Raw genomic sequence first — 24202 nt, forward strand, 5'->3', positions numbered from 1 at the left:
ATACTCGGGCCTTCATGAAAGTTTTGACTCATTCTTTCTGAAGGCCCATTTTTTTGAGCCAATCAAAAGCATGCTTTGCTATATTTATGCGAGCATGAATTACCTGAAAGCACCTTATCCATTTTTCCATCAGGGCAAAGAGTTAATAAAAAACGCCCTACTGATAGTGCTTTTCGGCTTTACCTTCGACTACTTCTTCGAACCCTTTAATGTAGCGAGAAGCGAACACACAATTCCTTACTGGGGTATTTGCTTGGTACATTCAAGTAGTGCTGCCAGTATATATTTATTCACCTCACTAATTGCCAAACCATTGATTAATGAGGACCAATGGAAGCTTTGGAGGGAGTTCTGCTTTTTGGCTCTATGCCTTCTACTCATAGGCATTGGTAGTTTTTTGTGGAGAGAGGTTATTTATGACAATCCAAACAACGTATCGCTAAGGTACTTGATTGAGGAAGTGCGCAACACCTTTTTAGTTGGCAGTTTGATACTCTTCTTCATTACCACTATCAATTTTCGATTGTTAGAAGGCAAGAATAGAAAAAGCGCGCAACAAATTTCGTCACGCAAAGCCACCGAAGAACATGCAACTGAGCACCGTTTTTTAGAGATAAAAACAAAGGTTTCGGCCGATGATTTCCAGCTATTACCCGAACAATTGATTTGCGCCAAAGCCGATGGAAACTACGTGGAGTTCTATAGCCAGAATGGAAGCCATGCCCAAAAACAGGTAGCCCGAATTAGCCTCAGCGAAGCGCATGAACAGCTAAAGAACATACCAAAACTTGTAAAAACGCATCGGGCCTATTTGGTAAACACCCAACACGTTCAAAAGGTAGAAGGCAATGCCCAAGGCTATCAGTTAACCTGCAAAAACCTAGATTTTAAAATTCCCGTTAGCCGCACCAACCTGGCTCAGTTTAAGCAAGCGATAGGTTAAGTCTTCGTTACCAGCGTTTTGTAATCCTGAGAAAAACCTTATATTCAAGGACTTATAACCTTACGCTGAACAATGACCATTGGCCTACTCAAAGAACCTTCGGGGGAGCACCGTGTGGCACTGCTACCCGAGAACATCAAAACACTCACAGATTTAAAAGTAAGCGTTAAGATTGAATCAGAAGCAGGCGCCTTAGCCTTTGCAACCAATAGCGACTACACAAGTGCCGGAACGAACATCACTTCCCGAACTGATACATTATCAGCAGATGTAATCATTGGCATCAACCCACCCACAGATGCGGAACTTGCAGAGCTAAAACCCGAACAAGTATTGATTTGCGTTTTTCAACCACTTTCCAATCGGGCGCTGGTCGAAAAACTACTCTCGCTTAAAGTCACCTCTTTCAGCTTAGATAATATTCCGCGCACCACACGGGCGCAAGCCATGGATGTGCTGTCTTCTATGGCAACAGTTGCTGGTTACAAAGCCGTGCTAATGGCGGCATCTGCCTCTCCCCGCTTCTTCCCCATGTTTATGACAGCGGCTGGCAGTATTATTCCTTCCAAAGTATTGGTTCTGGGAGCTGGTGTAGCGGGATTACAAGCCATTGCTACCGCCCGCAGACTCGGTGCTGTTGTAGAAGCCTTTGATGTACGAACTGCAGCCGAAGAGGAAGTAAAATCGCTAGGCGCCAAATTTGTAAAAGTAGAAGGTGCCAAAGATGAAGCAACGGCCGGAGGTTATGCCGTAGAGCAAAGCGATGAATATAAAGCCAAGCAACAAGCCTTGGTACAAGAACATGCAGCCAAGGCTAACATTATAATTACCACGGCCCAGATTCCTGGCCGAAAAGCACCAATACTGATTACAGAATCAACGGTTGGAAAAATGCAGCCAGGATCGGTAATAGTGGATTTAGCAGCTGCTACCGGAGGCAACTGCGCCCTTACTGAAAACGACAAAACCGTGGTTAAAGAAGGCGTGACCATTATTGGTGACTCCAATTTGGCCACCACCATGCCAGCAGATGCCAGCAAAATGTTTGGTAAAAATGTAATCAACTTTCTGAAACTTCTTATCGCAGAAGAAGGCAGCCTAAACCTGAATTGGGAAGATGAAATTGTTGCCAAAACCTGTGTTACGCACTCCGGAGAAGTAAAAAGTGAGCGTGTAAACAAAATTCTTTTTCAACCAGAAACCGCCTAAAATATGGATAACCTACTGAGCCTGTTTTACGAAAACAGGGAATTCATTTTTCTCATCATCGTTTCTATTTTTCTAGGGATAGAAGTTATTTCTAATGTACCTGCCGTACTGCATACTCCGCTCATGTCTGGTGCCAACGCCATTCACGGGGTAGTCATCATCGGTTCGATCATTATTATGCTAGAGGCCGATCCTACCAATTATTTCGCACTTGGCCTTGGCTTTTTGGCGGTGGTGCTCGGCACACTCAATGTGGTTGGTGGTTTTGTGGTGACCAACCGCATGTTGGAAATGTTCAAGAAAAAAGAGAAGTAGACCATGACATCAATACTAGGACTCAGTCTACTCGAACTTTGCTACATCATTGCTTCGGTGACCTTTATTTTTGGTTTGAAAATGCTTTCGAGCCCAGATAAGGCACGTAAAGGAAATTTAATTGCAGCATATGGAATGGGCATTGCCATTATTGCCACCATTCTGTTTAAAGAAGAACTCACCCCCGAAAAGTGGCCAAATTATGCACTGATATTAGCGGGGCTAGTGGTAGGAACTGTAATAGGCACCCGAATGGCCTTAAAAGTGAAAATGACAGCCATGCCGCAAATGGTATCCTTCTTTAATGGAATGGGAGGTGCCTGTGCTGCTGTGATCTCTCTCGTTGAATTTGACCATTTAATGCACGCAGGCCAAGTAGAGCTAGGAATGATGATCGTGATCATTCTCGGTTTAATCATTGGTAGCGTTTCATTCTCCGGAAGTATTATAGCTTATGGTAAGCTAGAAGGCAAAATCGCAGACAGAGCATTGCCTGCAGGCCAAGTCATCAATATTGTTCTTCTTTTAGCAATACTCGGTTTGGGCGCATTTATTGTTTGGAGTGGCTCCACCTCACCTATTTATATCTATGCCCTTTTGGCAATTTCTCTGCTATACGGAGTACTCTTTGTAATGCCAATTGGGGGCGCTGATATGCCAGTGGTTATTTCGTTACTCAATAGTTTTACAGGCATGGCTGCGGCCTTTGGCGGCTTTCTGTACGACAACCAAGCCATGCTAACTGGTGGGATTCTGGTAGGTTCTGCAGGCACTATTCTAACCGTTCTTATGTGTACCGCCATGAACCGCTCACTCACCAATGTAATTATTGGTTCCTTTGGTGGCAACTCGGCCGCTGGTGGAGAAAGCGGAGAAGAAGGAAGCATTAAAGAAATTACAGTAACAGACGCTGCTATTTTACTAGCATACGCCAACAAAGTAATGGTTGTACCTGGTTATGGATTGGCAGTAGCGCAGGCACAACATACCATTCATAACTTAGAAAAACTCCTTGACGATAAGGGAGTTGAGATGAATTATGCCATTCATCCTGTTGCTGGTAGGATGCCCGGTCATATGAATGTACTTTTAGCTGAGGCAGATGTGCCCTATCCGAAATTATTGGAAATGGAAGATGCCAACGAAGCTATGGCTAGTACCGATGTAGTACTTGTAATTGGTGCGAATGACGTGGTAAATCCGGCAGCAGAAAATGATCCTTCGAGCCCAATTTATGGAATGCCTATAGTAAAAGTATTGGAAGCCAAGAATGTGATAGTAATGAAGCGCTCTATGGGCAAGGGCTATGCAGGAATTGAAAATAAGCTATTCTACCACGATAAAAACAGAATGCTTTTTGGAGACGCAAAAGACTCAATAGAAAAACTAATATCAGAAGTAAAAAACCTTTAACCTTGAACTATCACAACAAAAAATTCAAACCGATTGAGAACTCATCCAATGGAGAGGTCTCGCCCGACATGGTTTTCCATTATCAGCAAAATGGCGAAGTACTGACTTGCCAATATAAAGGTGCAAACATTGTAAAGGGGGAGATTATTGGCCTAGTAGATGAGACAGGTGTAATTGAAATGCAATACGAGCAAATCAACAATAAAGGAGAGATAAGGACTGGCAAATGCACTTCAACTCCTGAAACCCTTCCCTGCGGTAAAATCAGGCTCCATGAAAAATGGCAGTGGACATCTGGCGACTACTCTCACGGTCAATCCATTATTGAAGAAGTATAAAGAAATACAGAATAAATTGAATCTGTAAAAAAGGTTTTCTTATTATTGAAGGAAACATTCCAACATGACTAAGAAGTACCTGCTCTCAACAGCCATAGCGCTAACGCTTTTCTTATCAGCCTGTTCTGCTCCAACACAATTGCTTGAATCTTGGGCACCACCAACCATCGAAGCCAAGTCCTTCGATAAAATTGGTATTGTTATGATCTCGCAAAACGAGCAGGCTAAAGAGAATATAGAATACGCTATCGCAGAAGAAATGCGTACAAAAGGCTATAAGGCCACCCCTACTTTCAATGTTTTTCCTTTTGCAGGCAACAAAAAAGTACAGGAGGACCTAAACCTTTCGGCCGAAGAACAGCAAGATTATATTCGCGAGAGAATTAACCGATTCGATTTTGACGCCCTAATCGTTGTCAGTATTCTAGATGTTGAGCAAGAGATTAAGCAAAGGCCTTCTGTTGGATTCAGTTACTCTGGCCCCGTTCAACGCTATGATGCTAACTATACAGAGTACATTCAGTATACATCTGCCTCTGTTTATAAGGTTAATTACTCCATTCTATCTAATTACTTTATAGAAGCCAGCATGTTCGATATTGAGTCGGAAGAACTACACTGGACAGGACAATACAAAATCAAAGACCCTAGCCATTTGAATAAATCAGCAACGGATTTCTCTGATGCCTTGGTTGAAGAATTAGTGAAGAAAAACGTGATTACTAAGTAATGGAAGGTACCAAACGAGCCAATATTAAGCCCGGCATAAGGGTTAACATTGTTCTTAAACAAGACCAAAGATCGGGTAAGCTCACAGAAGGAATTGTTAAAGACCTACTCACCAAATCACCCAACCATCCTCATGGCATAAAAGTACGCCTAGCAGACGGACAAGTAGGCAGGGTAAAGGAGATTCTGTAAGACTACTGGCATTTTCCTTAAGTTTGCGAAATGCTAAAAATTCTCTTTGAAGATGACCATATAGTCGCCATTAATAAACCGCATGGGCTTTTGGTACACAGATCTGCCATAGCCACCAACACCGATGTTTATGCAGTTCAAGAGCTGAGAAATCAACTGAACTGCCATGTCTCCCCCGTGCATCGGCTCGATAGAAAAACATCGGGCGTACTCTTATTTAGCAAAAATAAGGATCTAGTTGCACCGCTTCAGCAGCAGTTCGCTAGCCACCAAGTTGAAAAAACCTATCTGGCTATTCTCCGTGGTTGGACGGATGACAATGGCACAATTGACTATGCTTTAACAAACGACAAAGGCAAAACTCAAGAAGCCATCACCCGATATAGTACACTGGAACGAACAGAGATAGCTGTTCCTTTTGGTAAACATGCCACTTCAAGATACTCCCTTATAGAGGCAAAGCCGCAAACGGGCAGAATGCATCAGCTCAGAAAGCACTTCGCCCATATTCTACATCCAATAATTGGAGATAGGCCGCATGGCTGTAACAAGCAGAATAAACTGTTTCTAGAAAAGTGGCAAATGAGCACCATGCTACTTCATGCACAAAAGCTCAAATTCACTCATCCGCTGAGCAAACAGACCATCGAGGTAAAGGCTGAATTACAATCTGAATTTAAAAGAATGTTGCATACACTGGAGTTCAACTACTCCTCTCCTTCTTTGTAAGGAATTCGCTTTAAAATGTGCTTGATTACAGCAACTCTGGCCGTTGTTTTACGGTTTGCCCGCAAAATAGTCCACGGGTTTTTCTCTGTATTAGTATGCGCAAACATTCGTTCTTTATAGCCCGTGTAAACATCCCATAACTCCTGTGCTTTAGCATCAACCGGAGACATCTTCCACCTTTTTAAAGGGTTAGAAGCAATGTCAGCAAAGCGATCGGCTTGCTCATCTTTACTAATGGAAAAGTAAAACTTCATGAGAATTATGCCGCTGTTGGTGATCATGTTTTCAAAGTCATTGACCTCCGACATAAAACGTTCATACTCTTCTTCGGTACAAAAGCCATTCACAGGCTCTACCACTGCTCGGTTGTACCAACTACGGTCAAAAAGTACAATTTCGCCCGGGTTCGGTAGTTTGTTGATATAACGCTGAAAATACCACTGCCCTTTTTCTTCCATTGTTGGTTTTGGCAAAGCCACCACCCTGTAGTTTCGCGGGTTAATATGGTGTGTAACCCTTCGTATAGCTCCTCCTTTACCGGCTGCATCGCGCCCTTCAAAAAGTAAGCATACACGCTTGTTATGCTTTATTACCCATTGCTGCATTTTTATAAGCTCCACCTGCAGCTCTTCCAGCATCTTTTCGTACTTCACGTAGCGAAGTACTTTTTCTGGGTTAATATTATCCCCCTGCTGCAACAATAGTTTTATGGCCTTATTACTATTGAGCAGTTTCAAATCCTTTTGAGAAAAGTAGTATGTCTTACTCATTAAATAAGCTTATAAATTGAACGATGGAACCTCATAACCACATTGGGATCAGGAAGCACAGTGGTATTGGCATTCTCCTTCCCTTGGTATTCGAACTTTGATAATACGTGGCGAATACTCTCTAATCGGGCCACCTTCTTGGTATTCGTTTTAATAATTGTCCACGGGCAAAAAGTAGTGTGCGTACGGGCAAACATCTGCTCCTTATAATAAGTGTAACGCTCCCACATTTCCTGCCCCTTTTCATCAACAGGGCTAAGCTTCCAATGCTTAAGTGGGTTGCTTCTACGGTCGTCAAATCTACGGCTTTGCTCTTCTTTGGTGATAGAAAACCAAAGCTTTATTACGTGCACACCGTCTTCAAACAACATGTGCTCAAACTCTGGCACTTGGCGCATAAATTGTTGATAATGGTCTTCGGTACAGAAGCCCATCACCGGCTCAACTACCGCACGGTTATACCAGCTTCTATCAAAGAAAACTATTTCACCAGCATTTGGCAGTTCCTTTATATATCTCCTAAAATACCACTGACCAAGCTCTAAATCGGTAGGTTTGTTTAAGGCCACAACCCTTAATGAACGTGGATTCATATGCTCTACAAACCGCTTAATTGAACCGCCCTTTCCTGCAGCATCTCTACCTTCGAATATTACTGCAACACGCTGCTTGGTTTCGGCCACCCAGCGCTGCCATTTTACAAGCTCTACTTGCAGTTGTTCTAACTGGCGTTCGTACTCCACGTTGAACATCGCCTTGCCGTAATCTCGGCCTTTACGTTGCAAGGCTGCTTCCAAATCGGCTCTGTTCTTAATTTGAGAAAAATCCAAATTGGTAAGCCTTTGAGATGGCTTAAGCTTATTGGTAACGGAATGGTCTGTGATTAAAAACTCACTCATATAATACTGAATCAGGGAATTCTAAATTAATGAAAAACCTACAAGTTGCATGTTATTTAAAAGCATATAGCGGAAAAACTATATTGTGAATACTATAATCCGTCTAATTCGTTTAGTTTGCGGAAAAGAATAATTCCTTATGAAATCAAAATTACTGCTTTTAGCCTGTTTATGCTTTCTTACAAAGTTATCCCTAGGACAAGATAAAATTATCACGATTTATGGAGACACGCTTCGCGGTTCATATGATATTCAACGAGACCACCGCGGCCTAGAGTCTGTCAAAATTGAGCTTGAGAATGGTGAGAAAGAAATTCATAAGATATACAGAGTTAAAAGAATTGAGGATGCCAACGGGGATATATATGAACCTATCAAGGTTGGCGATCAGTTAACTTTCGGAAAGAAAATAAAAGAAGGCACCCTTAGTCTATTCTATTTCACCGATCAGAAAAGCACCATCAGATTTAACCACTCTGCGCTTGTAAAAAGCGATGGTAGTTCCATGAGGGTACCCGGTATTGTAGGATTCAGAAAAGCAATGATGGACTTTTTGCCCGAGTGTGATCAGGTTCAGGCTAAACTCAATGATAAAACATTTGGAAAAACAGACCTCAACGAAATTATTGATGAATACAATGCTTGTGCTGACATTCAAGTAGCCGATGCCCAAGCTATTCAATCATCCAAGATCCAAGCTACTGAGACAAAGAATAAGCTATCAGACCAGTTTGATGCCTTTAGAGAGGCACTTGATGCGTCTTCAATAGCGAACAAAAAGGAAGCACTAGATATGTTTAACGATTTGGCTGATAAACTTGTGAATGGTGAAAACGTACCGAGTTATCTATCTAACGCCCTGAAACAAGCTGTTTCTGCAGACAGCAAGCTCACCAACATATTGAACAGTCTTTTGAAGTAGGCACTACTTTACATGTGCCTTAAAAGTAATAACCTGCACTGGTCGTACCCCATCATTAGAGAAAACGGCCAGTGTTTTTCTTTCTAAGCCTGTGCGGTTGGTGAAATCAAAAACCACCTTTAGTTGTGCGTTTTCTCCTGGTTTAATGGACTCTTCTGTGAGTTCAAACCTCAAACAATCACAATTAGATTCTACCTTTTCTATGTTAAGCACATCACTTCCGTTATTAGATAGAAAGATTACTTCTGTAGCAATTTCACCTTCTTCTACCACCCTAAAGTCAAAGTTCACCTTAGTAATCCCTAGTCTAGCATTGCTCTGAGACTTTTCAGGAAAAAGCGTGTACTGAATTGGGAAGTAAGCAATGGTATCATTATCATTAATTATTGGCAAAATTCGCTTAACAAAACCGAGTTGACTGCTTTTGTATGTGGGCACTGTCAAGGTAACTTTTGTAAACCGATCGTGAGGCACGTTTTTGGGCAAAAAGGCCACTTGAATTGAATCGGCACTGGAAACATTAGATAGCATCAAGTCCTTCCCCCCTAAGTTAAACAAGTCGAAAGTTGCACTTAAAGTATCTCCGCGCGTTGCTGCCTTTAGGTTGAATACCTGCTCCTTCGATCTAAACGGCCAAAACTCATTTCTGAAGGCTTTAAAAACATCAACCTCTGGCTGTAATACTTGGTACTGAAAGTAGTAGGTTTGCGCAACAACACCTTGATTTGAGGTTAGCGAGACACTATCGAAGTAGATTCCTGCGTTTTCGGGCAAATCAAGCGTAAGCTCCCAAAGCTGCTTGGCCTTAGGCTTTACCTGTTTGTAAATTGTATCTCCTTTTATCAGTTGACCAATATTTCCAACTTTTAATCGTACGCCTGTCTCAGATTCGTTTTGCCAACTCAGCTGATAACTCACCTTTTCTACCTCTCCCTCAAACACGCCTAAGTCAACAAAAGCCTTTGCCTCGTCTTGGGCTAAACTTGTATTTAGAATAAAAAAAGAAAGGATTGCGGGAAGCCAAAGGCGTAAATGCATATTGAATGAAGCTTTTAATTGGTTAGGCCAAAATTAAACGATGAATTGTTGAATTGAGTGCTTCATTCTTATTTATTTGCCCAAAATTTAAAAATGGCTAGAATACTTACAGGAATCCAAAGTTCGGGAAAGCCGCATTTAGGCAACATCCTAGGAGCGATAAAGCCTGCAATTGAACTTTCGAAAAACGAAGCCAACGATTCGTTCTTCTTTATTGCAGATTTACACTCGCTAACGACTATAAAAGACGCACAACAACGCATTGAGAACACCAATGCAGTAGCTGCTGCTTGGCTAGCCTTTGGTTTCGATACTGAAAAGAATACGTTCTACCGCCAATCGAGGGTGCCCGCCACTTGTGAGCTAACTTGGTACCTAAGCTGTTTTACGCCATACCCTATGTTGGCCAATGCGCACAGCTTTAAAGATAAGTCTGACAGACTTTCTGATGTTAACGCAGGGCTTTTTACTTACCCAGTGTTAATGGCATGCGACATTTTACTTTACGATGCTAATGTGGTGCCTGTAGGCAAAGACCAGAAACAGCATTTGGAGATTACTCGCGACTTAGCAAGTGCTTTTAACCACCAGTACGGTGAAGTTTTTGTACTACCAGAAGCCAAGATAGATGAGCACATAATGACTATTCCGGGTACAGACGGCCAGAAAATGTCTAAATCTTACGGAAACACTATTGATATCTTCCAGCCGGATAAGCAGCTGCGCAAGAACATCATGAAAATTGTAAGTGACAGTACGCCACTTGAGGAGCCAAAAGATCCTGATACTGACAACACTTTTGCTATTTACTCTTTACTGGCAAGCGATGAGCAAACGGCAGAAATGCGTAAAAACTATGAGGCGGGCGGTTACGGTTATGGTCATGCAAAACAAGCCTTGTATGAACTTATAATTGAAAAGTTCGCTGAAGAGCGAGCACTTTATAACCACTACATGGAAAACCCTCAACTTTTGGAAGAAAAGCTCGCTATTGGTGAAGCCAAAGCAGCCGAGGTTTCCAACCAAGTTTTAGAGCGCGTTAAGAAAGCAATCGGTTATTGTTAATAAAGGTGCACCAGAGGTGCACCATTTCTAAGTATTTGACGTTATATTCAACAAACATTCACTATGAAAAAGGCCATTCTACTCTTCGCTTTACCATTTTTTCTGTTTGCATGTGTTGATAACTCCGACACAGAAGCGGTTTACACAGGCAATGAAATCAAGCTCGCAATGATTCCAGGAACCGTTCAGGAGAACACTACAACTGGAACTTTAACAGTAAAGGAACGCAACGATGGCTTAGCTGAGATCACAATTGAGTTGGAGAATGTTTTGAAAAACGCTTCGCATCCGGTGCATTTACATTTTGGCGACTTATCTACTGACGGAAATGTGGCCACTTACCTTAGTAATGTGGAAGAAAAAAACGGAGTTGGTGTTAGCAAAACTATCCTGAGTGAACTAGACAATGGAAGCTCACTAACCTATAGCGACTTCTTATCTTTTGATGGCAGCATTAAAGTTCATTTTGAGGCTTCTGGACCACTAGAAGATGAAATTCTTGGTTCTACCAATATTGGTATTAATGAAGCAAAAAACGCTGCTTATCTAACTGGTGAAAAATCTATCACCAGCTGTAATTCAAACTTCTAAAACTCAAAACTGAGTTTATTGAACAATAAGTTTTTTGGAAATTCTCCCCTGATTGGAGATGACTTGTATAATGTACAGCCCTGATTTCTTTGGTGAGCTCAAATGCATTTCAAGCGTAGAGTCCACAACCTGATCAAGCTGCTGCTCTACTCTACCACTACCATTAATCATTTGTACCGTGATAGGCTGAGCACTTAGCGATTCGGAAAACTCCAAATAAACTGTTTCTCCATTTTGAACAGGGTTCTTTATGAGTGCAAAATCATGTTCTCCCTGCAAACCATGGAAATCAACAGCAACTAACTTAGAGTATTCAAATTGACCATTGAAATCTGTTTGCTTTAATCTATAATAGGTGCGGCCATTCATTGGGAATGGGTCAATCGCCTGATAGTCAATAACGCCACTAGAGTTTCCTGCACCGTCTACTGTCAATACTGGATGGAAGCTACTACCGTCTGATGATCTCTCAATGGTAAAGTATTCGTTATTCGTTTCAGAAGCAGTAGACCAATCCAACTGAACCACTGAACCACTCACTTTTGCAGTAAAATCTATCAGGGTAATCGGCAATCTTGAACCAGAATTGTCCATTGCATAAAGCGTTACAGAATTGCTCGTATTACCAATATCGTCACCATCAGTATTTCCCATTACTACATTAGAAAATGTAACAATGTTAGAAGTTGGGTTAACTGTACCGCTACCAACAGCAGGTTTTGAACCTATGCCAAACCAATCTATGGTTGAGCCCCCTCCCTCTGGAGTGAATGTCCTTAATAAAAATGGCTGAAGACCAGCCTCAGAACCAGTAGCACCAACATTAGTATAATCTAGTGTGGCATTGAAGGTAGGGTTACTAATGGTAGAAGAAGTAAAGTTCCAATAAGCGTTTAGGTAATCTGTAGCAGCAGTACCATCATCATCACCCCCATCGCCTGAATTATCATTGCTCCTGTCTGGGTGAGCTCCTGCAACGTACTCAAACTCTATCTCAGCCGATGCAGGAATGGCATCGGAAGCCACCAAAGCAAATGTCATTGGAGCGTACGCGGTAGCATCGCCAAAAGGAATGTTAATGGTTGCGGTATTGCCACCTGTAGTATACTCTTTTCTGATTCTTCCCGCACCACTTTGCTGAATATAGCCAGTGGTACTGCCACCAATTATATTCGCATCAATCCCCAAAATTATGTCTTGGTTCCCCATGATTAGGTCACCATCGTTCAACGTAATATCACCATTAAATGTAAACACCTCAGTAGTTGTCATGTCTACACCATCTGCCTTATCAATAACCAAATTATGATAAACGTTATCCGTTGTAGGCATAATCCGCTGAATACTAGCAGTTCTATTGTACGTAACCGTATTGTTTGTGGCATTTGCAGTAAAGTTGGTCACAGTAAAGTTCCCTACTGTTCCCCCATAAATCAACGAACCGTTTGCTCCATTGATGAATGTGCCAGTGCCAGAGTCCGTTCTTAATGCATTTGATGCATTAAAACCACCTGTATTAGTATTGGTATAACTAGCACCATCATTCAAAATAACATTTGCGACTGCATCGAAAGCCCCACTACCTGTAATAGTACCCGAACTACTTGTAAGTGTATAGTCGCAGCCATTGCCGTTACACCCTGTAAATGTACCTATATTGTGAAGGTTGCCGTTTATTGTTGGGTCATAGGCCGCTGTGGCGTTCCAAACACCACTTGCCCCAACAGAAATATTATTAAAGCTTGGGGTCACAACTCCATCAATAGTAAAGCTGCCATTGGTTACGGTAATGGTACCAGTAGATGTCAGTGCAGTTCCTCCCAACTCTACAGCTCCCCCTGACGTCAATTCCATATCGGAAAATGATGTTGTTCCGCTGTTCAAGGTGGCCTCACCTGAGCCTGACACATCAAAGTCACCAGTAATAGTAAGTTCCGAAGTGGCCTGATTCATTAATAAGGTTGCACCAGTACCTAGTGTCAGATCACCTGATAAGGTCACTTCTCCTTCCGCAAAAACCATTGCGGTATTAGTAGCCGAAAAATTGGTAGCAGTTAAGGTTGATGGAGACAAGTCATCCGTGTGATTTTTGTTAAACAACCCGCCTGTAAACACAACATCACCTGCAACAGCAATACCACCATCGTTAATATCGAACTCTCCATCAGTCATATTCAGATTTCCACCAACATTGATTTGAGCGCTAGCGTCAGTTAACAAAATTTCACCAGCTTGCAGCGTAGCATTGCCTGTAACATCTAAGGTGTTACTCGATACAATTCTGAATAGGCCTTCTACAACAGTAAAGTCTCCCTCAACAGTTACATCATTCCCATTGATTTGACATATAACGGAAGAGTTGTCCATTTCAACTTCCAAATTATAGAACGGCCCCAATGTTATCAACTCTGTTGTTCCGCCCGCAAAACGAACAATATTTCCAACCGTGTTTAAAGTCAAAGTCCCTGTAGCACTTAGGTTATAGTTCCCATTATCTCTTAACTCTAAAACACCTGTGGCTCCATTAATGAATGTCCCGGTACCAGTTAAATTGTCTGTTAAAACAATAGTCCCATTATTGGTATAATTACCTGATGCAGGTACTCTTATGTCAGAAATGTTAAATGCACCAGAGCCACTAAGCGTATTAGAGGCTCCGTTTAAATCGTATAAGCATGAAACTCCATCAGAACAACCATTCCACGTACCGTTATTAACCAAGTCTCCGTTAAAATCAAAAGACTCTGTAACTGTTGAGTTATCAAATGTACCCGTTCCACTTACCGTGATATTATTGAACGTCTTATTTCCATCTATACTAGAAAAAGACAAAGTACCGTCTACAGTGGTATTTCCATTAGCATTTAAGCGAATTCCACCAATGGTCGCTACCCCTGAAGTAACATTAAATTCATTGGCTACATCAACCCTTTGATTATTACCTGTACCTGTAATTTGACCACCATCTCGCATTTCTAGGTTATTCGTGATGTTGAAAGTTTCATCAACCGAAAACGTGAGGGTTCCCCCATCGATTACTACATCTAAAAATGTCTTATTACCAGTGGCGCCAACCATGTCAAGAGTACCGTTTATTGTAGTAGTACCATTGGCGTTGATCTGATTGTTTCCGATGGTTACAGTACCAGAAGTAATATTAAATTCATTTGCTATGTCAACTCTATGATTGGAAGCAGAGCCAGTTATTGCAGCTCCATCACGCATTTCAAGGTCATTCGTAATATTGAATAACTCGGATACTGTGAAGTTCACGGTCCCCCCATCAATCACCACGTTGTTAAAAGATTTATTCCCTAAACTATTATTAAATTCTAGTGTCCCGTTTATGTTCGTAGTTCCATTGGCATTAATCTGATTACCTCCTATTGTAACTGTACCTGATGTTATGTTAAAGTCCCCTGCTATGTCTACTCTATGGCCATTTGCTGCACCAGTAATAGCCGCACCATCACGCATCTCCATAGTACCTGTTACACTGAAAACCTCGTTATTGGAGTAGTTGATAGTTCCACCATCTACCAAAACAGCAAAGGAAGACTTTACCCCAATATTTGAATCAAAAGTGAGCGTACCATTTAAGGTAGTTTGATTAATCACCTGTAATGTAAAGCCACCTAGTGTAGCCGTTCCGCTAGGAACATTAAAATCATTAAAAACAATTACACGTTGCCCATTAGCCGAACCTGTGATACTAGAGCTACCACTCATGGTAAGGTCACCAGAAACATTAACATTTAGATTTGAAAGAAAATTAAGGTTGCCTGTCCCTTGAATGGCTAGGCTGGAAATAGACTTATTGGCGCCAGTAACAGATACAACATCGCCATCAGCAATGATGACCTCATCACTGCTACCAGGGATTCCCACAGGAGACCAAGTAGTATTGGTATCCCAATCTCCTCCCCCTACTCCATTACTAGTGTATGTAGTTTGAGCGTTTAGGTGAAGACATAATAAAATAAAGCAGGCGGCTAAGGGTAACCTCACTTAATTATTTTGTTTTGGTACAGAAACAAATTGCGAATATACAGGAATTATACACGTTTTAAGGGGCTTACCCTATCAACTAAAATACATTCCTGTAATCGCTATTAAAATTTATTCGAAAATCAGTTTAATACATGCAAAAACATAACGCCCAATGTGTCACACGCAAAATCACACAACTGAACTGCTTTGCCTGATAGCCTTATAAGTTGAGAGGTTCAAAATTACAAAATACCTTGACTTTGACAATTCTCTGTAGAAATTCTATTTGAACGGTAGTCAGGCACTTATGTGTAAATTTCATACCTAGCCAAATCAATTAATACTGAAAAAAGCGCAGTTCTAGCCCATATCAATACGTTTTAACAAAAACTGCTAAAAAAACATGGGCATCTACCCTTGTTCCAAGGCTAGTCTATAAGTGAAAAAATACCTATAAATAGGTACAATTATTAATGTAAAATTAATTTTGAAGAGGCTCTTTTTTGTCCACTTACGATGGAAACTATGTAGATGCCAGCGTGTAAACTTGCTGGTAATTCAACCTCCAGCTGGCTTTCGCTCCATTCGTTTAATAGCGCTTGCTGATACACACAGCTCCCATTTCGGGAATATATATACAAATGGGCCCCATTATGTATCTGCTGCCCCAAACTACCATTAATTTTTAGTCGGCCACCAGCGCTTATTGGGTTAGGACTTAAGCTAAATTCAAATGCCAGCTCCTTATGGCTGAAATCCACACGCTTAATTGCTGAATAAGCAAACTGACCATTGAAATCCGTTTGCTTGAGCCTGTAGTAAGATGTGCCGTTTAAAGGCTGCACATCATTAGCCTCATAATTCACCAAACCACTCGTATTGCCTTTACCATCAACAGACAAAATTGAGTGAAAATCCACTCCGTTTTGAGAGCGCTCTACTAGAAAATAATCATTATTCTCTTCACTTGCTGTTTGCCATTCAAGCTTCACAAGATTACCATCTTTAGCCACATTAAAATAAACCAAGTCTACAGGCAACCTATCCTCATCATTATCCATTGCATAAACATCGCCCCAATTATCTGCTTCTGTAACAGTTACTTGGTTGTTCGTTGGGTTAACAGTACCTGTCTCATGCCAATCAAAGAAAGACTCTCCAACAGGCTGTCGGTATAACGCCCCAATCATATTGGCTTCAGTTCCAGTAACATCATCATCTATGTATTGTGCTGTAAAGGTGTAGCTAGGGTCACTCATATCACTAGCATTTACAGACCAATACCTAGAGATATAAGCAGTAGCCGTTTTCCCGTCATCGTCTCCACCTGACCCTGTGTTATCAGTATTTCTATTTGGGTGATTAGCATCTGTTACATCGAATTCCACATATGGATTGCTACCCAATGTGGCCGAGTTGACAGTGAAAGATATAATTGGCGAAAAATCGTTATTATCTCCAATAGGGAAAGCATTAGAACCGCCAACTGCAGAATACTCTTTACGCAAAACGCCACTGCCATTCAAGCTGATAAAACTATCTGCACTACCACCGGACACCGTTGCATTATCAGCAAGTGTGAGCCTATTATTTGCCAAAAACAAATCACCCATAGTAAGCGTAAGCTGGTTATCGATTGTAATATTTCCTGCCAGCGTAACATCGTTCCCGGCTGCGGTTGTATTTATGTGTACGTTATAATAGTTATTGTCAGAATCACTAGTTGCTCTTAACTGTTGGTCACCATCTCTATTAAACACAACCGTATTACCCGTAGCAGACGCATAGAAATTAGTGATAGTAAAGTTTGATCCCGAGCTATTATTCCCTGAATAGGTAAGCGTAGCATTTGCACCATTATTAAAGGTTCCTGAACCATTTAGAGTAGTTGTAACCGTTAATACACCTTCATTTGTTATGTTGGCAGGTGAGTTAATTAACAAGTTTCGAATGGTCAATGAGTTTGAGCCGCTAATTGTACCCGAAGTACTGCTTAGGTTATAAACTGCAGAACCGTATGTTGGCGAACCATTGAAAGTACCATTATTAGTGATATCTCCAGACACGGTAAAGCCTTCATCTTGCGTTACGCTCCAGGTACCAGAGACATTTACTTGAATATTATTATAGGACTTGGTGCCATTTGTAGCATTAAACAGCATTGTACCATCTAATTCGGCAGTACCTGTGGAATTTACATTTGCTCCTCCCACCGTAAATGTGATTCCAGCAGCCACATAAATATTCGGAACCGTAAGCGTTCCCGCATCCAATTGAAGCGTACCACCGTTATGGTTAAAAGTACCAGCAACATCTATTGTAGAGCCACTGCCAGCCATAGAAAAGGCTCCCCCGCTTACAGTAACATTTCCATTAAAATTAACATCACCATTGTTGTGGTCATATTCCCCACCAGACATTAAAACATCTCCTGCTAAGTTGGTTTCACCAGATGCATTATCAGGAGTAAACTCTCCTCCCTCTATAATTAAGTCTCCACCGATATCAGCGGTAACGGCTCCAATTTGAAAAATACCACTCTGAATTGTGAGATCATTATCAATTGAAATATCTCCACCAAATGTCAGCGAACCGCTCGATTTATTCAGAACAAGATTATAATAAGACCCACTAAAAGCGGAAACATTGCTGTAGCCAGTATAAGTAACTGTGTTACCTACAGCCGATGCATCAAAAGTAGAAATAGAAAAAGGCCCTCCATTCTGAAGCTCCAATTGCCCACCATTGCCATTGGTAAAAGAGCCTGTTCCAGAAAAGGAGTTTCGAAACTGTAAGTTTCCTTGGTTAGTATAGTTTGCAGGACTATTAAAGGTAGCACTAAACAGACTGATTAAACCACTACCGCCTATAGTTCCCGAACTTGAGGCAAAGGCAAATGTAGTTCCGTATGAGGTTGCTGTAAAAGTACCGTTGTTAGTTAAATCACCATTAAACGTGTAAGCATCAGCCCCCGTGCAGGTCATGCTTCCACCCGAATTGATAATTATGTCGCCAAAGTTTCGTGGTTTACCGCTATAACCCGATAAAGAAAGTGAACCGTTAATCGTGGTTGTTCCTACAACTGTAAAACCAATAGCTCCAACCGAAAGCGTAATCCCTGTCGGGATTGTAGCATTTCCTGCGACCTGAATTACATGCGAATTATTATAACCGTTAATATTCGAGTTAGATGTAACAGATAAATTACCTGCAATTGAAAGCGTAACAGTATTACTGAATGAAATTGTACCGTTGTTCAGTGTAAGATTGTTGCCAGAGCTTGCAACAGATATGGAAACATTATGCCCTGACTGAACGATCACATTATCGTTTGAGTCTGGTATACCATCGGCATCGGAACCACTAATTAATGTCCAGGTAGTAGCCAAGTGCCACCCAGCGGACGCATTGGACTGAAAAGTCCCTTGGCCGAAAAGCATGGTTAAGGGCAACAAGCAAAAGATGCTCGTAATTAGTAGTCTCATTTAGGTGAACACATTTAAGAAATCCTTACACTTACGCCAGAACGCACCTGTTCAGATTCCCGGAGTTGGTTATGCGCGCAAATATACCTAAACAACATTATTATCTATTCATATATCGACTTTTCGTATGTGAAAAATTGACATAACTTAAACAAACCAAGTATTTCACTAAATAATCCAATTTTACTTTAAGGATTTTATCAAGAATTAGTTTATTTCACCATTTTCTAAGAACCATCTATAAAAACCGGTGTTATTCATGCAGCATTATTATAGCTTTGCAAGCATTATTAATTGAAGCACTTTTATGAATCCACTTTTAGAGAAAAACAGTTCTTTCAATATCCCTCCGGCTTTTACAGCAATCAAAAACGAGCACTTCAAGCCAGCAATAGAGCAGCTAATTGAAGAGGCAAAAAATGAGATCACCGCAATTGTTACCAATGCAGAAAAGCCTGACTTTAATAACACTATTGAAGCACTAGAATTCTCAGGTAAAAGGTTAGATCGCGCTTCGGGTGTGTTCTTTAATTTGAACAGTGCCGAAACCAATGACGAAATTCAGGCCATAGCTAGAGAGGTGTCTCCGCTACTCACCGAATTTTCAAACGATATTTTGCTTAATGCTGACCTCTTTAAAAAGGTGAAAGAGGTGCACGATGGCATAGACAAAAACACGCTAAGCGCAGAACAAAAAACGCTTTTAGAAAAGACTTATAAGGGATTTGTAAGAAATGGTGCCCAACTGAATGATGAGAAAAAAGCACAACTGCGTAAAATTGATGTAGAACTTGCGCAGCTTTCCCTTGAGTTTGGAGAACACGTTTTGGCGGAAACCAATAAGTATGAGTTGGTACTAGAAAACGAGGCCGACCTTGCTGGCTTGCCAACATACGCCATAGAGCAAGCAGCCGAAACTGCAGAGCAAAAAGAAAAAGCAGGTAAATGGGTAATAACACTAGACTACCCTAGCTATGTGCCTTTTATGACCTATGCGAAAAACCGAGAATTGAGAAAAGAACTCAGTATCGCCTTCGCATCTAAATCCTTCAAAGGAGATGATCTTGACAATCAAGAAATTGTAAAGAAAATAGTAAACCTTCGCCATGAGCGTGCCAACCTTTTGGGTTATAAAACCCATGCTCATTTTGTGCTAGAGGAAAGAATGGCCCAATCACCTGAAAAGGTAATGGGTTTCCTTAAAGAAATTGAAAAATACGGAAAAGGTGGCGCCAAAAAAGATGTAGAAGAGGTAGCGGCATATGCTAAAAAACTAGACGGTATTGAGCAGTTAGAACGCTGGGACTTTGCTTACTATTCGGAAAAGCTAAAGAAAGAGAAATACACCATAGATGATGAAACACTAAAACCTTACTTTCAGCTAGAAAAAGTAGTTGATGGTGTTTTTCAAACCGCCAATAAGCTGTTTGGCTTGAGCTTTAAGGAGAACCCAAGCATCGACAAATACCATCCAGAAGTTACGGTTTACGATGTTACCGATGAGCACGGCCAACCTGTAGCTACCTTCTATGCCGACTTTTTCCCTAGGGCTGGCAAAAGGGCTGGTGCATGGATGACCTCATATGCAGGCCAATTCAAAGATGATAAAGGAGATCATAGGCCACTGGTTTCCATTGTTTGCAACTTTACCAAACCAAGCAAGTCAACACCCTCTCTCCTAACCTTTAATGAAGTAACCACACTCTTCCATGAGTTTGGCCATGCCCTACATGGTATGCTTGCCGACAGCACTTACGAGAGCCTTTCTGGCACCAGTGTTTACTGGGATTTTGTGGAACTGCCTTCTCAAGTATTAGAAAACTGGTGTTATGAAAAGGAATGCCTAGACCTATTCGCGAAGCACTACGAAACCGGAGAAGCTATTCCGGCCGAATTGATCGAAAAAATCAAAGCAAGCGCCAATTTTATGGAAGGCTACCAAACCATGCGCCAATTGAGCTTTGGTATGCTAGACATGGCCTGGCACGGGCAGGACAATCAAAACGTAGCATCTGTTGGCAAGTTTGAAGATGATATAATGAGCTCGACCAACGTGTTGCCTCCACTGCCAAACACCAATATGAGCTGCTCGTTCTCGCATATTTTCCAAGGGGGCTATTCTGCCGGCTACTATAGCTATAAGTGGGCCGAAGTATTGGATGCAGATGCTTTTGAGCACTTCAAAACACATGGAATTTTCAATAAAGAAGTAGCAGCATCCTTTAAGAAAAACGTACTTTCTGCGGGTGGCACTGAGCACCCTTCGGTACTATACAAGCGCTTTAGAGGACAAGAACCTGATGTAAAAGCATTATTGAGAAGAGCAGGCTTATTGAACGACTAAGCCTGTTCCAATTGATTTTTCATTTCAAAAATGACTACAAAACCATTAGTTTAGTAGTATCAACTTTTTAACGCATGAAACGCATAACTATACTCTCTTGTGTAATGCTTTGCATTACACTTCTCACTCAGGCTCAAATCAATTTTTCAGTAAGAAGAGTTGACAATAATGAATCAGTTGACCTCGAAACACTTATTACCGATGATTCTGGCAACCACTTACCAACCTTTTTGGTGACTTGGAGTGGCGAGTGGTGCTTTCCTTGTATGGATGTAATTCAATCGCTAGACAATGCAGCAAAGTCTGGCATGGTGCAACTTTTAGCATTAAATGTAGATGATGACTGGACGAGTATAAAAGCCAACAACTATCATTCTAACTGGACCAACACAACAAACCTTTACTTAGACACAGAATTAAACGGCCCGTTTAGCTCTTATTTCAATACATCTTCAGCACCTGTTATTATGTTCTTTAACGATGAAGGCGCTATTCAATACATGGATATTTCGTACAATGTAAGATCTTATATGTTTGCCGATTATTTTGGTAAAGAGTTCATTTGGGAAGACTATTCAGGGTTAAATACCTATGCGTGGAACTACTACTTAGAGCATGCAGATTCTGAAAGCACCATTGATGCAACAGACAGTGAAATGGCTACGGCCTTAGAATACGTAAAACGCTCTATTGAACTTAACCCAGGATACAGCAACACGGATACTTATGCGGCTTTACTCTATTTAACTGGCCAGTACACCGAAGCACTTAAAACAGCCAAAGAAGCCATTGACATAGCCAAAGCAAACGAAGAAGACTACGAAACAACAAACGAGCTAATTCAGAAGATTATTGAAAAAATGTAGTCCTAGCGACTTACTTACATACTTAAAGCCATAGTTTCGCGGTGGTTATGAACAAGACACCAAACCGCATACTTCCCACTATAGTATTTTCGCAATTTGCCGGTACATCCCTTTGGTTTGCCGGCAATGCTATTTTACCGCAAATCCAAATTAGTTGGAATTTACCGGACAACAGCATTGCACACGTTACTTCCATGGTAATGCTCGGTTTTATAGCGGGTACATTTACCTTTGCCATTTTCTCAATTGCCGACAGGTTTAAACCTTCTATGGTGTTTTTGACCTGTGCCGTATTGGGCGCCTTAATGAATGCCAGTCTGCTCGTTTTTCCGGGTTCGTTTACAGTTTTACTTGTAGCGCGATTTCTTACAGGAATATTTATTGCCGGTATTTACCCCGTAGGCATGAAAATCGCCTCCGATTGGTTCGAAGGAAAACTGGGCAAAGCGCTAGGTTTCTTAGTGGGTGCCCTAGTAATTGGTTCCGCCTTTCCTCACCTACTAAACTATACGGGAGGACAAATTTCTTGGAAGCTGGTACTTATTGGCACATCTGTACTTTCCGTACTGGGCGGATTAGCCATGTATTTATTAGTTGGCGAAGGCCCTTTTAGAAAAAAAGGAGCTCACTTTCAACCCAGCAAACTATTAGAGGTGTTTAAAAAGAAAGATTTTAGATCTGCAGCTTTTGGCTACTTCGGCCACATGTGGGAGTTGTACACCTTTTGGGCTTTTCTTCCATTCATTATCAATTATTACAACCAACAACATCAAGTCTATATTAACCCAAGCTTATGGACTTTCATTATTATGGCTATGGGTGCTCTAGGCTGTGTTTTTGGTGGTTATATTTCCATAAAACAAGGCAGTGCCAAAGTGGCTTTTAAATTCCTTACACTCTCTGGCATTCTTTGCGCTGTTTCTCCTGCCTTTTATCAAATGGAACAAAGCCAGTTTCTGGCAGTACTCATGCTCTGGGGCTTTGCAGTAATTGGCGATTCTGCTCAATTCTCCTCTCTAAACGCTACAACCGCTCCACGAAATTATGTTGGTACCGCGCTAACCATAGCCGTAAGCATTGGCTTTCTGCTCACTATACCTAGCATTCAATTAATGGGATATTTATCAGGAAAAATGCCAACTGAATGGCTTTTGCTCACACTAGTAGTTGGGCCAATTTTTGGGCTATTTTACACCAGAGGGCTTATTCAACAACCAAAAAAGAAGAAGCGAAGTTAAGGCTGGAAACTACTCACCAAAAAGCATTCTCACCCTGTTAAGGTTTAAGTCAGCATTTATTTCGTAGAAGTACTTGAGTTGCCATTGCTGCGTTTGCTGTGCCTGCTTACTGGTTGGGCTATCCCAGCTTGGATAAACCCTAAACGCTCGCTTGCCCTCCTTAAGGTTAGTAGAAATTATTCCCTTTTCGATAAGCACAGCTTTAGGAAACACAAACTGGCCTAATACTCCAGCTCGGCTTACGTTCACAACGAAAAAATCTGCTGTATCGCTTTGATGAAATGGGGCTATCGGTTGTTGATCAACTCGTTTCCAAAACGTAACAAATTGACCTACCTTTTTGGGCGTAACCTTCGCATTTCTACAAACGACCGACTTCTCGTTTAGCAGAAATGTACAAGCTGCATAGTCCTTACTTTCAAACTCTTCCGTATAACCAGAAATCGCAAGCCCAGCTGGACTAAAAACTGTGTCATTAATTAAAGAGAGACGTTCGTACATTCTGTCAATCGAAAAAACTCCGTCACAACCTCGAAAAAGGCTAAAGTTCTACCCCTAAAGCTTTTAGCTGATCTTTTGTCATTTCAATCACATTTACGTCCAAAGTAATAGGCGTTAATGGTTGATCGATAGAATCAGTTGGCACCTTCACCATTTCATCCACCAGATCCATGCCTTTAATCACCCGACCGTAAATCATGTAGTCTCCATCTAGTCTTGAAAGGCCATTCTTATTTTGAACAATGTAGAATTGGCAAGCCGCTGAAAGCTTACCTGGGTTACCATCTCTACCGGCACCAAAAGCGCCATACACGTGCTTGTGCCCTGCTTCAAACTCAGGTTCTAGCAAGTGCACCGAGTAAGCAAAACCCTCGGGCGTATCGGGGCAGCCACCTTGCGCTACAAAATTATCGATCACACGATTGAAGGTATAATCATCGAAGTAGCCTTCTTCTGCCAGTTCTAAAAATGCTTCTTTGTGTTTGGGCGTATCGTCATAAAGCCAAACAAGCAATTCACCTTGCGGAGTTTTAATCTGACCAACTTGATAAGTTGCCTCTTTGGCACAACTGAATACAGCAAAAAGTAAAACTAAAGCGAGCAGCTTTTTCATTTCTAAAAGTGG

At 41.4% G+C, this 24202-nt stretch carries 21 protein-coding genes; 14 read left to right on the forward strand and 7 right to left on the reverse strand.

Annotated features, from left to right (window positions below; genetic code table 11):
* Positions 1-70 precede the first annotated feature (70 nt).
* The 8 genes from BMW98_RS16065 to BMW98_RS16100 all read left to right on the forward strand — a co-directional run bounded on the left by BMW98_RS16065 (position 71) and on the right by BMW98_RS16100 (position 5868).
* Entirely contained in the window at positions 71-943 is an 873-nt protein-coding gene (locus BMW98_RS16065; RefSeq protein WP_090259783.1) for a LytR/AlgR family response regulator transcription factor, read from the forward strand.
* 72 nt (positions 944-1015) lie between these two features.
* On the forward strand, positions 1016-2152 hold the full coding sequence (locus BMW98_RS16070; RefSeq protein ID WP_090259785.1) for a Re/Si-specific NAD(P)(+) transhydrogenase subunit alpha: 1137 nt from the start codon (positions 1016-1018) through the stop codon (positions 2150-2152).
* A gap of 3 nt (positions 2153-2155) precedes the next feature.
* Entirely contained in the window at positions 2156-2467 is a 312-nt protein-coding gene (locus BMW98_RS16075; protein WP_090259787.1) for an NAD(P) transhydrogenase subunit alpha part 2, read from the forward strand.
* Between the two features lie 3 nt (positions 2468-2470).
* Positions 2471-3880, forward strand: a complete 1410-nt coding sequence (locus tag BMW98_RS16080; protein WP_090259789.1) for an NAD(P)(+) transhydrogenase (Re/Si-specific) subunit beta — start codon at positions 2471-2473, stop codon at positions 3878-3880.
* A 2-nt stretch (positions 3881-3882) separates the two neighbouring features.
* A complete protein-coding gene (locus BMW98_RS16085; protein WP_090259791.1) occupies positions 3883-4218 on the forward strand; it encodes an avidin-fold protein in 336 nt (111 codons plus the stop codon).
* A gap of 64 nt (positions 4219-4282) precedes the next feature.
* On the forward strand, positions 4283-4948 hold the full coding sequence (locus BMW98_RS16090) for a hypothetical protein (RefSeq protein WP_090259793.1): 666 nt from the start codon (positions 4283-4285) through the stop codon (positions 4946-4948).
* The gene (locus BMW98_RS16095; RefSeq protein WP_090259795.1) at positions 4948-5139 is read left to right on the forward strand and encodes a YwbE family protein; all 192 of its coding nucleotides are present in this window, start codon (positions 4948-4950) and stop codon (positions 5137-5139) included. The genes BMW98_RS16090 and BMW98_RS16095 overlap by 1 nt, the downstream gene beginning before the upstream one ends.
* A gap of 30 nt (positions 5140-5169) precedes the next feature.
* Positions 5170-5868: a pseudouridine synthase gene (locus BMW98_RS16100; protein ID WP_090259797.1), complete on the forward strand. Its 699-nt coding sequence runs from the start codon at positions 5170-5172 to the stop codon at positions 5866-5868.
* Here BMW98_RS16100 and ppk2 (BMW98_RS16105) read toward each other — a convergent pair.
* Positions 5847-6638 (reverse strand): polyphosphate kinase 2, encoded by a 792-nt coding sequence (gene ppk2, locus BMW98_RS16105; RefSeq protein WP_090259799.1) that lies wholly within the window; start codon positions 6636-6638, stop codon positions 5847-5849. The two genes, BMW98_RS16100 and ppk2 (BMW98_RS16105), sit on opposite strands and share 22 nt — an antisense overlap.
* Entirely contained in the window at positions 6638-7537 is a 900-nt protein-coding gene (ppk2, locus tag BMW98_RS16110) for a polyphosphate kinase 2 (protein WP_170836526.1), read from the reverse strand. The genes ppk2 (BMW98_RS16105) and ppk2 (BMW98_RS16110) overlap by 1 nt, the downstream gene beginning before the upstream one ends.
* Positions 7538-7676: 139 nt before the next feature.
* Between ppk2 (BMW98_RS16110) and BMW98_RS16115 the strand changes: the two genes are divergently transcribed.
* Positions 7677-8459: a hypothetical protein gene (locus tag BMW98_RS16115; protein ID WP_090259801.1), complete on the forward strand. Its 783-nt coding sequence runs from the start codon at positions 7677-7679 to the stop codon at positions 8457-8459.
* Between the two features lie 3 nt (positions 8460-8462).
* On the opposite strand, the gene BMW98_RS16120 is transcribed toward BMW98_RS16115, so the two are convergent.
* A complete protein-coding gene (locus BMW98_RS16120) occupies positions 8463-9497 on the reverse strand; it encodes a DUF1573 domain-containing protein (RefSeq protein ID WP_090259802.1) in 1035 nt (344 codons plus the stop codon).
* Positions 9498-9590: 93 nt separating this feature from the next.
* Here BMW98_RS16120 and trpS point away from each other — a divergent pair, with 93 nt between their 5' ends.
* Both trpS and BMW98_RS16130 read left to right on the forward strand, forming a co-directional pair.
* Positions 9591-10562 (forward strand): tryptophan--tRNA ligase, encoded by a 972-nt coding sequence (trpS, locus tag BMW98_RS16125; RefSeq protein ID WP_090259804.1) that lies wholly within the window; start codon positions 9591-9593, stop codon positions 10560-10562.
* Between the two features lie 63 nt (positions 10563-10625).
* The gene (locus BMW98_RS16130) at positions 10626-11153 is read left to right on the forward strand and encodes a hypothetical protein (RefSeq protein ID WP_090259806.1); all 528 of its coding nucleotides are present in this window, start codon (positions 10626-10628) and stop codon (positions 11151-11153) included.
* 15 nt (positions 11154-11168) lie between these two features.
* Here BMW98_RS16130 and BMW98_RS16135 read toward each other — a convergent pair whose 3' ends face one another.
* Positions 11169-15161, reverse strand: coding sequence for a T9SS type A sorting domain-containing protein (locus tag BMW98_RS16135; protein ID WP_139177616.1), 3993 nt, complete (start codon positions 15159-15161; stop codon positions 11169-11171).
* Positions 15162-15613: 452 nt separating this feature from the next.
* Positions 15614-18628, reverse strand: coding sequence for a beta strand repeat-containing protein (locus tag BMW98_RS16140; protein WP_121505202.1), 3015 nt, complete (start codon positions 18626-18628; stop codon positions 15614-15616).
* A gap of 307 nt (positions 18629-18935) precedes the next feature.
* On the opposite strand from BMW98_RS16140, the gene BMW98_RS16145 reads away from it, so the two are divergent.
* The 3 genes from BMW98_RS16145 to BMW98_RS16155 all read left to right on the forward strand — a co-directional run bounded on the left by BMW98_RS16145 (position 18936) and on the right by BMW98_RS16155 (position 23076).
* Entirely contained in the window at positions 18936-20972 is a 2037-nt protein-coding gene (locus tag BMW98_RS16145; RefSeq protein WP_090259812.1) for a M3 family metallopeptidase, read from the forward strand.
* Between the two features lie 74 nt (positions 20973-21046).
* Positions 21047-21838 carry a TlpA family protein disulfide reductase gene (locus BMW98_RS16150; RefSeq protein WP_139177618.1) on the forward strand — a complete coding sequence of 264 codons (792 nt, stop codon included), beginning with the start codon at positions 21047-21049 and terminating at the stop codon, positions 21836-21838.
* A gap of 47 nt (positions 21839-21885) precedes the next feature.
* Positions 21886-23076 (forward strand): MFS transporter, encoded by a 1191-nt coding sequence (locus tag BMW98_RS16155; RefSeq protein WP_090259816.1) that lies wholly within the window; start codon positions 21886-21888, stop codon positions 23074-23076.
* Positions 23077-23085: 9 nt separating this feature from the next.
* On the opposite strand, the gene BMW98_RS16160 is transcribed toward BMW98_RS16155, so the two are convergent.
* Both BMW98_RS16160 and BMW98_RS16165 read right to left on the reverse strand, forming a co-directional pair.
* Entirely contained in the window at positions 23086-23577 is a 492-nt protein-coding gene (locus BMW98_RS16160; RefSeq protein ID WP_090259818.1) for a MepB family protein, read from the reverse strand.
* Positions 23578-23617: 40 nt separating this feature from the next.
* A complete protein-coding gene (locus tag BMW98_RS16165; protein WP_090259820.1) occupies positions 23618-24190 on the reverse strand; it encodes a peptidylprolyl isomerase in 573 nt (190 codons plus the stop codon).
* Between the last annotated feature and the right edge of the window lie 12 nt (positions 24191-24202).

The sequence above is a fragment of the Roseivirga pacifica genome (assembly GCF_900111145.1).
GTDB lineage: Bacteria > Bacteroidota > Bacteroidia > Cytophagales > Cyclobacteriaceae > Roseivirga > Roseivirga pacifica.

Excerpts from the sequence above, each read along its gene's own strand:
- trpS (WP_090259804.1), top strand. The coding sequence starts at position 9,591 with ATGGCTAGAATACTTACAGGAATCCAAAGTTCGGGAAAGCCGCATTTA.
- ppk2 (WP_170836526.1), bottom strand. The coding sequence starts at position 7,537 with ATGAGTGAGTTTTTAATCACAGACCATTCCGTTACCAATAAGCTTAAG.
- BMW98_RS16065 (WP_090259783.1), top strand. The coding sequence starts at position 71 with ATGCTTTGCTATATTTATGCGAGCATGAATTACCTGAAAGCACCTTAT.
- BMW98_RS16120 (WP_090259802.1), bottom strand. The coding sequence starts at position 9,497 with ATGCATTTACGCCTTTGGCTTCCCGCAATCCTTTCTTTTTTTATTCTA.
- BMW98_RS16130 (WP_090259806.1), top strand. The coding sequence starts at position 10,626 with ATGAAAAAGGCCATTCTACTCTTCGCTTTACCATTTTTTCTGTTTGCA.
- BMW98_RS16070 (WP_090259785.1), top strand. The coding sequence starts at position 1,016 with ATGACCATTGGCCTACTCAAAGAACCTTCGGGGGAGCACCGTGTGGCA.
- BMW98_RS16095 (WP_090259795.1), top strand. The coding sequence starts at position 4,948 with ATGGAAGGTACCAAACGAGCCAATATTAAGCCCGGCATAAGGGTTAAC.
- BMW98_RS16140 (WP_121505202.1), bottom strand. The coding sequence starts at position 18,628 with ATGAGACTACTAATTACGAGCATCTTTTGCTTGTTGCCCTTAACCATG.
- ppk2 (WP_090259799.1), bottom strand. The coding sequence starts at position 6,638 with ATGAGTAAGACATACTACTTTTCTCAAAAGGATTTGAAACTGCTCAAT.
- BMW98_RS16115 (WP_090259801.1), top strand. The coding sequence starts at position 7,677 with ATGAAATCAAAATTACTGCTTTTAGCCTGTTTATGCTTTCTTACAAAG.
- BMW98_RS16145 (WP_090259812.1), top strand. The coding sequence starts at position 18,936 with ATGAATCCACTTTTAGAGAAAAACAGTTCTTTCAATATCCCTCCGGCT.
- BMW98_RS16075 (WP_090259787.1), top strand. The coding sequence starts at position 2,156 with ATGGATAACCTACTGAGCCTGTTTTACGAAAACAGGGAATTCATTTTT.
- BMW98_RS16150 (WP_139177618.1), top strand. The coding sequence starts at position 21,047 with ATGAAACGCATAACTATACTCTCTTGTGTAATGCTTTGCATTACACTT.
- BMW98_RS16155 (WP_090259816.1), top strand. The coding sequence starts at position 21,886 with ATGAACAAGACACCAAACCGCATACTTCCCACTATAGTATTTTCGCAA.
- BMW98_RS16160 (WP_090259818.1), bottom strand. The coding sequence starts at position 23,577 with ATGTACGAACGTCTCTCTTTAATTAATGACACAGTTTTTAGTCCAGCT.
- BMW98_RS16100 (WP_090259797.1), top strand. The coding sequence starts at position 5,170 with ATGCTAAAAATTCTCTTTGAAGATGACCATATAGTCGCCATTAATAAA.
- BMW98_RS16165 (WP_090259820.1), bottom strand. The coding sequence starts at position 24,190 with ATGAAAAAGCTGCTCGCTTTAGTTTTACTTTTTGCTGTATTCAGTTGT.
- BMW98_RS16080 (WP_090259789.1), top strand. The coding sequence starts at position 2,471 with ATGACATCAATACTAGGACTCAGTCTACTCGAACTTTGCTACATCATT.
- BMW98_RS16090 (WP_090259793.1), top strand. The coding sequence starts at position 4,283 with ATGACTAAGAAGTACCTGCTCTCAACAGCCATAGCGCTAACGCTTTTC.